10 protein-coding genes are annotated in these 14,100 nt (G+C 51.5%); 4 read left to right on the top strand and 6 right to left on the bottom strand.

Annotated features, from left to right (window positions below; all coding sequences use genetic code 11):
• Window positions 1-48: 48 nt before the first annotated feature.
• The gene (locus tag RA28_RS10485; RefSeq protein ID WP_039528031.1) at window positions 49-741 is read right to left on the bottom strand and encodes a sugar transferase; all 693 of its coding nucleotides are present in this window, start codon (window positions 739-741) and stop codon (window positions 49-51) included.
• Window positions 742-1,548: 807 nt separating this feature from the next.
• On the opposite strand from RA28_RS10485, the gene RA28_RS10480 reads away from it, so the two are divergent.
• Window positions 1,549-2,577 carry a glycosyltransferase gene (locus RA28_RS10480; RefSeq protein ID WP_039528028.1) on the top strand — a complete coding sequence of 343 codons (1,029 nt, stop codon included), beginning with the start codon at window positions 1,549-1,551 and terminating at the stop codon, window positions 2,575-2,577.
• 17 nt (window positions 2,578-2,594) lie between these two features.
• Here the strand turns inward: RA28_RS10480 and RA28_RS10475 are convergent, their stop codons facing one another.
• The 5 genes from RA28_RS10475 to RA28_RS10455 all read right to left on the bottom strand — a co-directional run bounded on the left by RA28_RS10475 (window position 2,595) and on the right by RA28_RS10455 (window position 10,568).
• Entirely contained in the window at window positions 2,595-3,776 is a 1,182-nt protein-coding gene (locus tag RA28_RS10475) for a glycosyltransferase family 4 protein (protein WP_039528026.1), read from the bottom strand.
• 40 nt (window positions 3,777-3,816) lie between these two features.
• On the bottom strand, window positions 3,817-5,163 hold the full coding sequence (locus RA28_RS10470; RefSeq protein WP_039528023.1) for an oligosaccharide flippase family protein: 1,347 nt from the start codon (window positions 5,161-5,163) through the stop codon (window positions 3,817-3,819).
• Between the two features lie 127 nt (window positions 5,164-5,290).
• Window positions 5,291-6,133, bottom strand: a complete 843-nt coding sequence (locus tag RA28_RS10465) for a 2OG-Fe(II) oxygenase (RefSeq protein WP_039528020.1) — start codon at window positions 6,131-6,133, stop codon at window positions 5,291-5,293.
• A gap of 152 nt (window positions 6,134-6,285) precedes the next feature.
• On the bottom strand, window positions 6,286-7,869 hold the full coding sequence (xrtD, locus tag RA28_RS10460; protein ID WP_052261430.1) for a VPLPA-CTERM-specific exosortase XrtD: 1,584 nt from the start codon (window positions 7,867-7,869) through the stop codon (window positions 6,286-6,288).
• 257 nt (window positions 7,870-8,126) lie between these two features.
• Window positions 8,127-10,568, bottom strand: coding sequence for a tetratricopeptide repeat protein (locus tag RA28_RS10455; protein ID WP_082029804.1), 2,442 nt, complete (start codon window positions 10,566-10,568; stop codon window positions 8,127-8,129).
• 369 nt (window positions 10,569-10,937) lie between these two features.
• Here RA28_RS10455 and RA28_RS10450 point away from each other — a divergent pair, with 369 nt between their 5' ends.
• The 3 genes from RA28_RS10450 (at window position 10,938) to RA28_RS22805 (ending at window position 14,076) form a co-directional block, all read left to right on the top strand.
• On the top strand, window positions 10,938-11,537 hold the full coding sequence (locus tag RA28_RS10450) for a polysaccharide biosynthesis/export family protein (RefSeq protein WP_039528014.1): 600 nt from the start codon (window positions 10,938-10,940) through the stop codon (window positions 11,535-11,537).
• Window positions 11,530-12,969, top strand: a complete 1,440-nt coding sequence (locus RA28_RS10445) for a hypothetical protein (RefSeq protein ID WP_152612063.1) — start codon at window positions 11,530-11,532, stop codon at window positions 12,967-12,969. The genes RA28_RS10450 and RA28_RS10445 overlap by 8 nt, the downstream gene beginning before the upstream one ends.
• A gap of 483 nt (window positions 12,970-13,452) precedes the next feature.
• Complete coding sequence (locus tag RA28_RS22805) at window positions 13,453-14,076, top strand: methyltransferase domain-containing protein (protein WP_052261429.1); 624 nt, start codon at window positions 13,453-13,455, stop codon at window positions 14,074-14,076.
• The last annotated feature ends 24 nt before the right edge of the window (window positions 14,077-14,100 follow it).

Below are 14,100 nucleotides of genomic sequence, written 5' to 3'. Positions count from 1 at the left end.
GGCTCATTTTGAGAAGACCGGTCTTGAGCGAGTGAAGCTCGTGCGCGGTCAGTACCCGGTTGCCCGAACGACAACACCTACCGTTGCATAAAGAATGCTGACATCTGTTTTAAAAGTCAGATCTTCTGCATAGGACGTGTCGAAATCAGCGCGGCTTGCAAATGTGCTGGCGTTCCGCTCTGACACCTGCCACAAGCCGGTCAAGCCAGGCCGCAGTGAGAAATAGGCCTTACCAGGATAAAGATTCTGCTGCTCGGGCATCATCGGGCGCGGTCCAACCAAGCTCATTTCGCCCATCAGAACGTTCCAGAGCTGGGGCAACTCATCCAGTGACGTTTTGCGCAGGATTTGGCCAAATGGAGTGATCCGAGGATCATCCTTGAGCTTTTGGGTCTGTTCCCATTCTAGTCGGGCCAGGATGTTCTGAGCCAGATATTCATCCAGCAATGCTTTTGCATTCGGAACCATCGTACGCAGCTTCCACATGGTGAAAATTCGGCCATTCCGACCGACGCGCCGCTGACAATAAAACGGGTTGGCCCCATCCAGTGCGACCATAACCGCAAGCAAGGCAATAAGCGGCAGAACGATCGGCGATGTCACCAAAACCATCGCTATATCCAAAAGGCGCTTAAAGACCTTTTTATATAGCAGAGCTGGGTTGATTGGAGGGCTACTTGTACGAAAGACAGAACGAAACGGTTTGGTCTTCGTGCTTATATGCGCATCTTGAATAGACATTTTTACCTTTAAACCCAAAACTATAATATGGGTTCACCATTACACTACACTATTAAAGGGCGGAATACGTGCCCTCCGACTCGATAAAACAAGCAAGACCTATAAACGACGCCCCACGCTCTACCGTTATCTCGAAGCTTATACATCATCCGGTGCGAGTACAAAGAGACAATTTTACGGAAGTGACAAATTTCTGCCTCAATTGCGCTACAATTGGGCTACGCACCCGTGATTGTTTACTGTCACTCTGAGTGCATCAATCAAGGGTTGAACTGCTTCGGCCATGTGGCCCTTTGATGCGCTTTCCTCAAGGTTCAGGGAACGTTGTCCGACAGATTCAATTGACAGAATTCTGCAATGAACAGAAGGTCTCGATTTGTTTGAGGATCATTTTTATATTAAATAACAAAGCCCTACGATGACCCTGCGCAAGGATTTCGGTATCAATCTCTGACCTTTTTGCCAAAGAATCAGCAGTTCATCAATAAAGCTGCCTAGAAATTGGCAAACCAATCCGAATGACTTGAAACCAATGCATAACCTTGGGCCGCTGCAGTATGATTAGCCTTTAAGCGCGCCCGGATTGTGGTGCCGGAGGAACGCGGACGTCCTAGTCAAAATGGGTGCGACGGCTGAGGCATCGGCTCCGCTTCCAAGTGGTTTGCGGGCCGAATCTTTGGGTATCGCGTTGGGTGAAGCGTTCTCGGTGCCACAGCGTCGCTTTTTGGAAAGATCATGTATTGGCACGACCGGACAAACGACAGACTATGGTCAAGCTGTATTAGTTTTTTATAGGTGCGCTGGATTATGTCCAAAACTTGGGTCGTTGCTGCGGGGTTCTTTGATGGTCAGGACGATGTTTGGCTGGATGATTTTATCTCGGATGACACTATAGAGTTCAAGAAGGTCGCCCCGGCGCAAAAACCCGGGGACTGGCACCATCGCCGGTCTCAATTGACCAGCCTGGGGGAGTGGAAAAGTCATCTGCTGCATGTCCGTAGTGCCTTTATAGACCGACCGGACGGGATCATCACTTGTTTCCCCCAGCTGGCCCTTTGCGCGGCGGTTTTGAAGAGGCTGACATTCAGTTCGGCAGGACGCCCGAAGATCATCGCTTACAATTTCAATCTCGGGGCGCTTCCGAAAGGTGTCAAAAAACGGCTGCTTCGGCTGTTTTCCGAACAGATAAACACTTACGTCGTGCATTCGCCCACCGAAATTTCCAGCTATGCGGAGGTCCTTGGGGTACCGGAAGATCGCGTGGTATTCATCCCGTTGCAGCGCGGAGAAATTGACCTCCAACGCGACGAGGATAAGGATTCTCCTTATATCCTGTCGATGGGATCCGCCGGAAGAGACTTTGATACCCTCATCAAGGCTGTGGACAATCTGGGCATACGCACCGTGATCGTGAGCAAGCCGAGCATTGTTAAGGAATTGCCCAAAACTTCGAATGTCGAATTCCTGAGTGGACTGACTCAGGAAAAATGTCTGGAACTTCTGGCATCCTGCAGGCTCTCGGTCACACCAATTTCGAATCTGGAAAGCGCATCGGGACAAGTGACGTTTCTGAACGGAATGCGGCTGGGAGTTCCAGTTGTTGCAACCAGCTCTCCCGGCACTGACGGATATATCGAGCATGAGCAAAACGGCATATTGGTGGAGCCGTTTAACGTCGGGGCCATGCAGGCGGCCATAAAGAGGTTGTGGGAGTCCGAAACACTGCGCGATGCGATGTCCGACCGCGCGCGGACGGATGCCCGGGAAAAGTTTTCTGACGAAGCCATTTCACGGGAATTGCATCGGATCGTCCAGTCCGTGTCGAAAACGCCCTAGCGCAATCACGCGCCGTATCAGGCTTTCAAAACGTCCTGTTCCAGAAAACGAACCAGTTTCTGAGCGGTGATTTCCGGATTGAATGCGTCTATAGCCCGCGCGCGCGCGGCATGGCCAAGCTGTTTGCAAAGGTCCAAATCGTTCAACAATTCATTCAGGATGTCCGCGAGTGCGTCGACATCTTCGTTTGCAAAGAAGCGACCCGTAACTCCATCTTTCATGAGTTCCGGGATACCGCCTACGCTTGACGCTATTGTTGCAGAACCAACGGCCATGGCTTCTAGGACTGCATATGGAAAGGTTTCATATCTTGAAGAAACCACGGTCACAGCATGCGTGTATCGCAGGTTTTGCACTTCGGATTTACTAATCGATCCCGTGATCACAATCCGACTTCGAGCATCAACGGACAGTCTCTGGCAAAAGTCCTCTAGGCTTACACTTTCACCTTGAGCGCCCCGCACTCCCTGATCCGGCCCGACGAAGGTGAGAAAAGCATCTTGCCCCAGCGAAACCAACCGATCAAAGGCGCGCAGTATCACATCGCCACCTTTAATCGAATCGAAACGCCCTACGTACAAAATACTCTTGGTCTCTTTCGGTGTAAGATCGTCGTAAGATAATTCGGGTACGGACTGTATGCTATTAGGGATGACGGTTGTCGGAATATTTTCGACTCGGTATTTTTGGCGCGTTTTGTCGATCACACTTTTCGAAGGGCCAATAATGCCAGCACAGCACTCTAATCCTTTGCCTTCTCTTTTTGATCGACCTGAATCTATTCTGATAAGCGAGTTCTTTGGTACGTGTTCTTCAAGTAAAAACCAAGGGCCATGCAATACCACAACGACCGGAACTTTCAAATGCGGCGAAAGGAATTGGGCAAAACCGTGAGTTTCTTCAACCAATAAAACCTCTATTCCAAATCGATCAATTGCTTCTTTGGCTGCGGTCAAGATGGCGTTTGCTGTTATGGGCACTGTTGCAATATCCCGGCCAAGCATCCAGTTTGCCTTTTCTATTGCCGTCCATTTGCGAAACTGAGGAAGCGGGATAATTCGGGTTTCGCTTGGTGAAGTAATGCTACCCGTAAGGATGACACCCTCATGCCCGGTCTTTGACAGACCTTTCTCCAGATTGAAAATTGAAGTCGTAATTCCGTTTGCAGTTTCTCCACCTGGCCAGGATGGGGTGAGCATTCCAATTCTCATTGTCAAAAACCTCGGCGTGCTGAATAGCTTAGAATATTGAAAGAAGATTTCGAGCTACAACGTCCATCAACCATCCTATTCCCATACCTGCAAAAATCAGAGGAACATAGCGAAACTCCTTCTTCCACAATACCCATTTTTCTTGACGCCCCATGATCAGTAGAAGCAATATTTCTGGAGTCCGATGCAGAGATACGACCCAAAACGCAGCCTGCGTGGAGTGCAAAACGGGCAGCGCCAGAAGTAATCCCACCCAGACAGAGGCTGCCTGAACAATGCTCAGAACGGTCATCTTTTTAAACCTGCGCTGCGCGCTAAACGCTTCTCTCAAAACGACAAAACCACTTAACGGCAAGCCAAGGGCCAAAACTTGGAGAATATGTGCCACAGGTTCGTAACGGGCATCATACACGATTTCAATGAGCAAAGGCGCCAGGACAAACAGCATGCCGCAGCCGATCATTGACGCTGTGTCGAAAAACTGACGGTACTTGTAGTAATCCGCCCGAAAGTGATCCAGGGTCTCATGCTTGTGGATTTCCGAGAACAGTTGTAGCCCGACCTGAGAATGGATTTTGTTTAGGAGCAAGGTCGGCATGTCAATCAACTGCCTGGCTATATGGTAGTATCCAAAATCACTAGCCGAAACAAAGACACCTATTATCAGCCTGTCTGCAACGTTCGTTATCGCCGTCAGGGCAGAATGGCTGATGATCCAGCGGGCGCGCAGAAAGATCACCCTTATATGTTCTTTATGCCAGGTCAGTTGCATCGCGGGGCCGCGAAACATCACGAGACTAAGAAACACTTGTATTGCTGCAGATATTATGGAGGCAAACACCAGGGCCCAGATGTTCTTCAAATATAAAGCAAGCGAAACAACCACGACCAAAGAGAAAATGGCTAATATTACCTCTTTGACAGACAGTATCCCGAAATTCATCTCACGTTCATAGATGTATTTATTGGGGATTTCGAAGCCAAGAATGAGAAAGCTTAAGGCAGAGAGGCCAATCGTTGCCGGAAGAACCGGGTCAGCGTAACCACTGGTCTCTAGAAGTATTCCGGTATTTTGCAGTAAGATAATTATCCCTGCAATGATCAAGATAATGATGCCAAGCAGACCGCCGCGCAGGATTTGTAGCGTCCAGCAAGACCGCAGAAAGTCAACATCCAGCCCGGATTCTTCACGGGTTAGAATGAGTGACCTTATACCGAGGTCGGAAAACATGGTCAGAACAAACAGAATAGAAAGGAGAACTGCGAAGGTCCCGAATATGTCCGGTGCCAAAATCCGGGTCAAAATAATTGTGGATATTAGTCTGAGCGCGGATACAAATATAAACGTTGCCCCAGAAAGAAGGCCGGACAACATGACTTTCTGCTTTAGGCTTCTTTGATTGGCTGGCGTGCGTATTGCGCTTATGATGAGCTTTGATCGCGACAAGGGTCTAGTTTCATCGGTTGGAAAACGCAGCTAGCTTCTGGTTCGAGACTTGTCTCTAGAAATAGCCAACCTTTGATAGCAATTTGACAACACGCCGGTATATGAATGGGGGCAAAACGTTGCCCATGAACTGCCGGCGGGCAATTTTCTTGTCAAATTGATCAGCGGTGCCCGGACGTGGTTTGAACAATGTTGTGTGACCTTTACGTGTGTCGTCCCACGTCGCGGTAAAATAATAGAGCGCGATCGACATGCGCGGGTCACCGTTGGGATTGTTCACCGGCTCGGGGTTGCCGTGCCATGTGTCGGAACCGGTGCTGAAGCAGCACATGCGATTAAAGATGGGCACATACGCGTTGACTTTCTCTGTCATGTCCGTGCTCCAGATTTCGAACTGCCCGCCCCACTCTTCTTTCCAGTCCTGGTTCAGGTAGATGAGTACGTTGAGGCGACGCTCTAGGTTGAGCTTGCCATGGTGATTGAAGTCGGCATGAATATCCAGATGTCCGCCATTGGCGACCTTATGAATTCCCCCGCCCATGAAATACGGATCCGGAATCAGGCCTTCTATTCCTGTCAGTTTCTCCAAGAACAATATGAAAGGCCGAGAGTTCAGGACGTAGAACAGATTGCGTGTGTATGGCAGCAGGCGTTCCGGTGAATAGCTGGTTTTAAGACGCTCCTGAGCACGGTCAAAACTTGATTCAGGTTCGGGCAAGTCCTCAAGTTCCTTGCGCACGCGTTCCAGAATTTCAGGTGGCAAGAAGTTATCAATGCACCCATGTGCGTAAGGCTGGGCACTCTGATATGCTTCGGCGTACGGTTGTGCAGCCGCTTTTGCGCTCTCGGTCGACAGACTTAGCGTTTCGGGGTCCATCTGGATTACAGGCTGTGACATGTAGTGAATTCCTGATAGTGATTTGTTTAATCGTAATTAGCTTTGGTTTCGCGCGGCATACCGTTCAATTGTGGCTGGCACGCAAATGGCTGCGAGTTCATGTCTATCGTGTTAACCTCAATGCTCCCAGCCGTGTTTTAATTTGCAAGGTCTTATATCCCTGAGACAAATCGTTTCAGTTGTCCTTCGGTGGCGCGAAAGCTATCCAACAGCCGTTCTTCTGCTGCGGCTTCGCTCTCGCCCTGCATGATCGGAGTGATAAGGCGAACAATTGCGCTGTCTGTACGGCCATTGGTTATCTTGCCCAGCGTCAACAGAAGCCTGGCCGTGAACCCGGATGCCACGCGTGTCCCCTGCTGTTCATACCAATAATAGACCAGCATTCGGTCTAGCCCCTTTTGTATGACTGCACGATTGGCTGGAAAGCTTGCGGTGCCATTAGATAATTCTATGCGTTCCAACCAGGCGATTTCCCATCCCGCACCCGGCAGACAGACCTCGGGCGAGTGGACACCGCCTGTGTGCTGATCCTTGTACCAAGCCATGAAGAGGTCTACTGGCGCCACGGTGTCCGGCCTGGACAATGTCACCTGAAGATAGTCATCAGCGGCCAATATGCGTTCGACCTCGGGCTCCAGCGCCCGGGAGCGGCCGACCTGCCATGCATCGACCCTCTTGGGGAACAGCGCGAATGGGTAGCGATTCGCAGTCGGAGCTTCGCGTTCAGGTATAATTTGCCAAAAGACGCTGAGGCTCACCACTAGGATGGTTCCACTGATCAACGCAATTGATGGCGTGACCAGCCTGATACGTTTGGCTTGCGTCCATAATCCTTCGGTTTCCAGGTCCAGCGCTTCGGTCAAGTTTGAGTATTCATTACGCAACCGCATCAGAATCCAGGCGATTGCAAAAAGAACGGTTATACAGCAGATGAAGATCACCCATCCTTCGAAGAAGTGTGAAAACCCTTCAATATAGCCGATCCCGTAGAAATTCACGATAAGCCCCGCAGCGGCTATACGGATTGAATTCATGACTATGGTGATTGGGACAGCCGAAAGCAGCAGCACCGCCTTGTGCCATGTGGGGCCTTTATAAAGGACCGCAAAAATGTAGGAGAAGCTGAGGATCGGGAAGAGATAACGCAGACCCGAGCAGGCTTCTGCCACATGCAAACGATACACCCCCAGATCAATGATATTGCCGTCAAGAAACACCGGTACGCGTAGAATATCCAGAAAATAGACACCCAATTTGGATGAGATCAGCTGTAACCATGTGGAAACGCCATAATACAGGGCACCGATCAGCGGCAGCATATAGACTAGGTGCAGCACCGGAGGCCAGAATTGCTTTCCCCTGCGCCAGCCAAAGCTGATCAGCAAAACGGCGCCAACCCAGAGGATCAGCGCATAAGCAACAAAATCGCGTATCCCGATCAGTCGACCCATCATTCCCAGCATCAGAGCAAGTATCAGCAGGACAAACCCGGGCCAGCGATCGGGGACCGGCCCGTGATCAATATTGACGCCTTTCAACTGTCTCAGGAACAGTAACGCGGAAAGTATGGGGATCAGCGGTCCGTGGCTGTATTCAGGCAGCTTCCATGCGTCGATCAGTTCCAGGATTCCGTCCCAGAAGAAGGCGGCCGCGCCCAGTGTCATTAGAAGCAGCCAGAAAACCCCTTCGGACGATGTCACATCGGTCAGAACTTTGTTTGGACTATAGCCGCGCATCCCACTCTTTCAAACAACAACCAAACCGAACAACTCGCACCAGGAAGCTTCTTTACTTTTAATGCATGATCCGGCGCAGGTCTATCCTTGGGGGAAACCCCGACAAAACCGTCGCCGATTTTGATGGGCGGCCTTAGGTGCTGTTGAAATTATGTAGAGCAGGAGTGAAAATTGGTCAGGATCTGGAAACACAACTCCGTGAATTTTCACCGCGACCGCCATCGGCGGTGATTTCCATCTCAGGCATGAGCATGTGCTTATTCTGTCGCAGATAAGGTACTGAGGATTTCCCTGGTTCTCTCCAGTTGCGGAAAAGTCTGGTTGGCCGATAGCGTCAGAGCCTTGTTTAACACTCTGTACGCGTCGTCGGTGCGCCCGAGAGCCAGATACACCTCTCCCAGATGATAATGTACCAGTGGGTTATTTGGCAGGCCGATAGCTGCGTTCTTCAGATGGTCCAGCGCCTCTGAATGATTGCCGCGCCGAAAGACAATCCAGCCGTATGTATCCTGAAATGCCGGGACGTCGGACCCGCGCAATCGCCTTGCAATCGTGTAGGCCCGTGACAGGCTGGTTGTATCATCCCGGTGTGTTGTGATCAGGCTGGCAAGGTTATTTGCAAAGATCAAATTTCCGCTGTCATCCGCATAAAGGCCTTCATACAGCTCAATAGCGCCGTCGAAATCCTGGAGACGCTCAAGCTGTTCGGCCTTGAGCAACCGGGGCAAAAGTGACCCCGGTTGAGTGGCGACCGCGGCGTCTATTACCTTGGTCAAGTCCTCTTCGCGTTCTTGCGCAACCAACAAACGGCTCAGCTGCCGCAATGCCCGGAAATTAGCAGGGTCTTCAGACAGCAACCCGCGATAGCCGGCTTCCGCCAAATCTTCTTCACCCTCGATTATATGCAGCCCGGCACGAAAGAACTTCAGGGTGGCGTTGTCCGGGTCTTGCTGCATCCTTTCGGTCAGGATTGCCTGGGCCAGTTCGGCGTTGTCGCTCTGAACAAGGGTGTTGATCAGATCAGCCAATGCTGCGGTGTTGTTCTCGTCAGCTGCCGCCAGATCGCCCAGAAAGGCAAGGGCATCTTGGGTGCGGCGCTGTTGCAGTAAAAAGGCAGTCTCGATCTGATCGGCGGCAGCCACGGCCGAAGGCCGCTCTTGCGCCCTGAGTTGCCGGATCAGGCGCGAGACATGGTTCCAGTTTTGGTTGCGCAGCTGGACTTCAGCCATGGTTGCAATCAGATCGACATGTGCGGGTGCGACCTTCAGGGCATCTGCAAGCACCGTCTCTGCTACATCGAACCTGCCATCCTGCAGAAGAAACGTCGCATAGCGCAAAGACTCACTCGGAGCACGCTCCGAGGCTTCGACCGCCAAAGCGTAGCGTTCTCCGGCCAGTTCACGAGCCCCCGCACGCTCATGGGCTTGCCCCATAAGAACCATGATGTCGGGATCGCGCGGCGCGTTTGCCTGGGCGGTGCGCAAGGTCAGGATAGCCTCTTCCGGCAGGTCGTCTTCGATTTGCCAGGCGGCCCGCATTTTCAGCGCCTCAACGTGGCCAGGGGTATCGGTCAGAGCGCCATCAACCCAAGATCGGGCCTCTTGTACCTGCCGCGAGCTGACCAGCATCCTAGCCAGGTTTACCTTTAGGTTGGACGTGTTTTCTGAAGGTTCGGCACCGTCCAGCAGTTGCTTCATCCGAGAGATTGCAGAAGCTGTCTCGCCGTCCTCAAAATCCAGCACGGCGCGCATCGCCAAATACTCGACCGCCTCCGGGTCGTTCGCGACAAGACGGTCCACTTCTGCTCTGGCTGCTTCGTTTCCGCGAGTCCGTTTCAGGAAGTTGACAACCTGCAGGTTCTGGTCTGCCGCTGCCCCTGGTGCCGCTGCCAGCTCACGCAGATAGGCCTCGGCCCCTTCAAGATCCCTCTGCTCCAGATACCAGGACAGCAACATGTTCCGGGCTTGAGGATCCTGAGGGAATTGCGCCATCATGTCCATAAGCGCATCCCTTATCCCGCCCACATCCCGGCGTTCACTCAAGACATGCAGTTTTGAAAGATGCAGCTCATAAACATGAGGCAGGTGCGTTAAAGCCTGGTTTGCCCGACGCAAGGCTTCTGCTGTGTCCTCTTTGGCCAAGGCGTGATCTATCAAAAGTCGCCAAGCCAACAGGTTGTCTGGGGACATCGCAACATGCTGCCGGGCGATTGCGCTGGGTTTTGTCAGCCCCGACATGTCTCCGGTCAGCAGGCTTTCCCGATAATCCAGCACCGCATTCAGAAAAATAACATCAGGATCCTCGGACGCCAGATCCCGGGCAAACCGCCCATGATGCTCGGCCTCTTCCCAAGCGTTTATCTCCAGCATCATACGAGTCAAGGCGGTGCGGACGATCAGAAAGTCTGGGTATTGCTCTGCCAAACGTAGAAACTGGCTGATTGAATCCTGAACATCCCCCTGTTTGGCCAGCGTTTGCGCAAGAAGCAGACGGCCCTCTTTGTGATCAACGTCGAATTTAACAACGTTACGCAGTTCAACTATCGCACGCTCGGTATCCCCGGCGGCCAGAAGTTCAACGGCTGACTGAAGATGCCGTTCAGCTCGTTCCTCAGAGTCTTCACACCCGGCAAGCAGCAGGGATAAACAAATCAGCAACGGGGGTAAAAGCCTGGGATGTCGCAACGTTGGTTCGCTCATGGATCAGAGAAAGTCTTGATAACTTTTCCAGATATCAGTGGTAAAAAGAGTTGGTAGTTTAGAACTCGAAGGCGCGAATGTTACCCCTCGAGTTGATCAAAAAACAATACATGTTTGTAATCCGGAAACTGCTGTCGCGCTATAAATGTTCTGCAACTGATACATCTCTACTGAAGCATGTCCTGATTGAAATGCGCTCCTTGGAGAATCGCGCCCTGCTCAGGGCATTCAGATGAAAGCAACTTTCACACGGGCTGGAAGAAAACTTGGAAACCCAGTTAAAAAAGCGGGTCGATATTGTTGGAAGTGGCTATAAAGTACCCGGCAAGAGGTGAGGCTAGACTTTGGAAAGACTGAAAGAGCTTTAATATGAAATTTGTTTTCGCGCTCGTCGCTGCGACCATCATGTGCTTAGCTGTAGTATCGGCTCAGGCGCAAGGCTACCGTATTCAGGCAGGGGATACGCTGCGTATCGAGGTACTGGAGGACGAAAGCCTGAACCGCGAGGTTCTGGTGCGTCCCGACGGTAGAATTAATGTTCCGCTTGCAGGTTCCCTGCGTGCGGGCGGGCGGAGCGTCGAACAGGTCGGCGATGAGCTCACCGAGATTCTCGCTCCGAACTTTGCCTCGCCACCCAATGTTTTCGTCTCTCTTGGGGCGCTCAATGTACCACGGGAGCCACTGCCCGAGCGTACGATTGATGTCTATGTCATCGGTGAGGCGGGATCACCTGGCAGGCATGCACCGGTGCGCGGGACAACACTTCTTCAGTTTTTCGGCGAGATGGGTGGATTTTCCAGATTTGCGGCTACAAAACGAATCATGTTGCGCCGGACGGACAGCACCGGAAAGGAAAACGTGTATCAGTTCAATTATGATGCGATGCTGGATGGCACAGGGACCGGCGGTAACACGCAATTAGTCGATGGCGACGTGATTGTAATTCCACAACGGCGCCTGTTTGAATAACAGCGAAAGTGGCCGGCCGGTGAAATACCAACTCGTTCTGCGGATAATATTGTTCGGTATTGTGTGTGGTGTCCTGCACTTGCAGAACCGCGCTGACGCCCAGGTTGTCGAGCTGGGGCCGGGTGGAACACAGATGACTCTGGGGATTGCGCAAAGGTTTGAAAGCGGCCGTAACCTGAGGCTTGAGGTTCCGGAAGAAGGCCACGGAACAATCTCCTCAACGATTTTGTCCTTTGGGGTTTCCAGCGAGACTCCGATCCAGAGCCTTAGTTTGGACGCGGTCACTGCTCTGCGATGGACGGATCTGCCAAACGAAGATAGCGATTTTGACATTGGTGATTCCATCTTCGAGTTCGGCTATGCTCGGGAGGGAGCCAATGCCGGGCTTGATTTTGGCGTTGACTTTTCCAGTTATGACATCGGGCTTTTTCGATCTCTCAACGACTTTATCGATGATGAAGGGGTGCTCGATTTACCCTCTGACTTCGGCGATTTGACGGGCGATGGGACCCGCAGAGAGTTCAACTCGGTTTTCCAAATGGATTTTGGGCGCCAGGATCTGATCAGCTACAACTTCCGCATAAACGCCCAAAACCTCGACTATGTGGATCAAACAAGCCCCGATCTTTTTAACAGTGACACCATTGGTGGGAGCGCGGGTATTGGCTTTGTCCTGTCACCTGTCACGACCGCTACGATTGACATACGGGCGGAGCGATACGAGGAAGATAATCCTGATCAAACCGACCGTAAGAGCAAAAGTGTTGTGTTCGGGCTGTCTCAGGAGGTCTCAGCACGTACGCGGTTCGACGTCGCATTGGGATATACTGAAATCGATGAGCGTGAACTGATTGCAGGGGATGACTTCACCTCGGGCTTTATCGGAAGAATAGGCGCTGAGTATGATATGCCCAATGGCGAGATTACTTTTGACGCCGAGAGTGAGCTGTCGCTGGCCGGGCGCCTCAATTCGTTTCGCATCGGTCGTAGTCGGGAAATTCTGGGGGCCACCTTTTCGGTCAGCCTGGGTTTTGCACATACAGATGGTGGTAGAACAGAACCGATCGGTTCGTTGAGATATGCGAATGAATTCGGTGAAAATGAACTTCGCATTTTCTTTGACCGGAATATCGTCATTACGGACGACGAAGTGTTCCGTGATGAGTATATTCTCGATTTCGGCTATATCTGGGGCCTCGGCCCGTCTTCGCGTCTGGGGCTGGGTGCAACACATATTCTCACCGATTCCACTGAAGTCGATCCGCGCGTGGAGCGGACAGACCTGAACGCGGTATATAGCTATGAGCTTGAATCCCAATGGATCATAAACGCTGGCCTGAACTACAGTGTCCGCGATGAGGACGGGGTTGGTCGGGCGACGAGCCCCTTGGCATTTTTCCAGATCGGACGAGAATTCGCCTGGCGGCCATGACAAGAGCTGTTCAGCATATACTAGGGCAAAATTCAAATTGAACCCGATCAGCACGAGCAGAGCCCAGCCTTACCGAAATCTCTTACCCTCGGTTGGAGAACAGGTTAACCTCAATTCCAAGGCATTTCAGCGGAGCAGGTCAACCAGACTCTACACAAAAACTGGAGACGTATCAGGGGCTCAGGTCAGCGGAAGCTTGGGTAGCAGAGCACTCAGACGGGTCGCCAATCCCTTATGGTCTGATTTCAGGGGGATAGGTCAAATCCCTTCCAAAATTAAAAGGATTTTGGCATAGGTATCGAGGACATTTTAACAGTTGGGGCATTGTATTGCTGACCGACATACCGAACGATTCTGAAATGGAGTACACCGTTGGCAACGCCGTATTACTATCTCCCTGTTCTTTCGCCGGTATACAGAACTCTGCATCGAAGGATCAATTTAATCAGATATCAAGGTAATGACTTTGATTGCCCAGTGTGCATGAGGTCGTGGAGCAAAAGCAAACCTTCTGAAGCATGCCCTTTCTGCGGATCATCAACGCGACAAAAAGCCCTTGTCATTTGGCTCGAGAAGTTTCTTGAAACGCGCTCTGGACCTCTGAAGACTCTCCTTTTTGCACCCGACTTTGGGATTGAAAGGTGGCTTCGGAAACAAGAGCAGATCGACTTGAAGACCACCGATTATTCGGCACCAAACGTAGATTTCCACTGTGATATTACTGATATCCCAGAGGCTGATGAGAGTTATGATCTGATTTTATGTTCCCATGTGATGGAACATATTGTGGATGATCAGGCCGCGTATCAGGAACTTTGCAGGATTTTGCGACCCGACGGATGCATGGTAATTCAAGTCCCCTATGCACGCGACGAAGCCGTAACCGATGAAGACGCAAGCGTTACCGACCCTGCCGAAAGAGAAAGAAGATGGGGGCAATTTGATCACGTTAGAAGATATGGAAAAGATATCGTGGACCGAATGGCACGCGCGGGCCTAACGTGCGAGGTATTACCACTTAGCACTTGGATACATCCTGCCGACATGGAGCGATTTGAGTTATGGGATGACGTAGTCTTTGAGTGCCAAAAGAAAGATAAGACGTGATCATCTAGGGTCAGGACCCATTGA

The sequence above is a fragment of the Ruegeria sp. ANG-S4 genome (assembly GCF_000814005.1).
In the GTDB taxonomy this organism is placed as follows: Bacteria; Pseudomonadota; Alphaproteobacteria; order Rhodobacterales; family Rhodobacteraceae; genus Ruegeria.
This window is presented reverse-complemented; position numbering and strand designations above follow the sequence as displayed.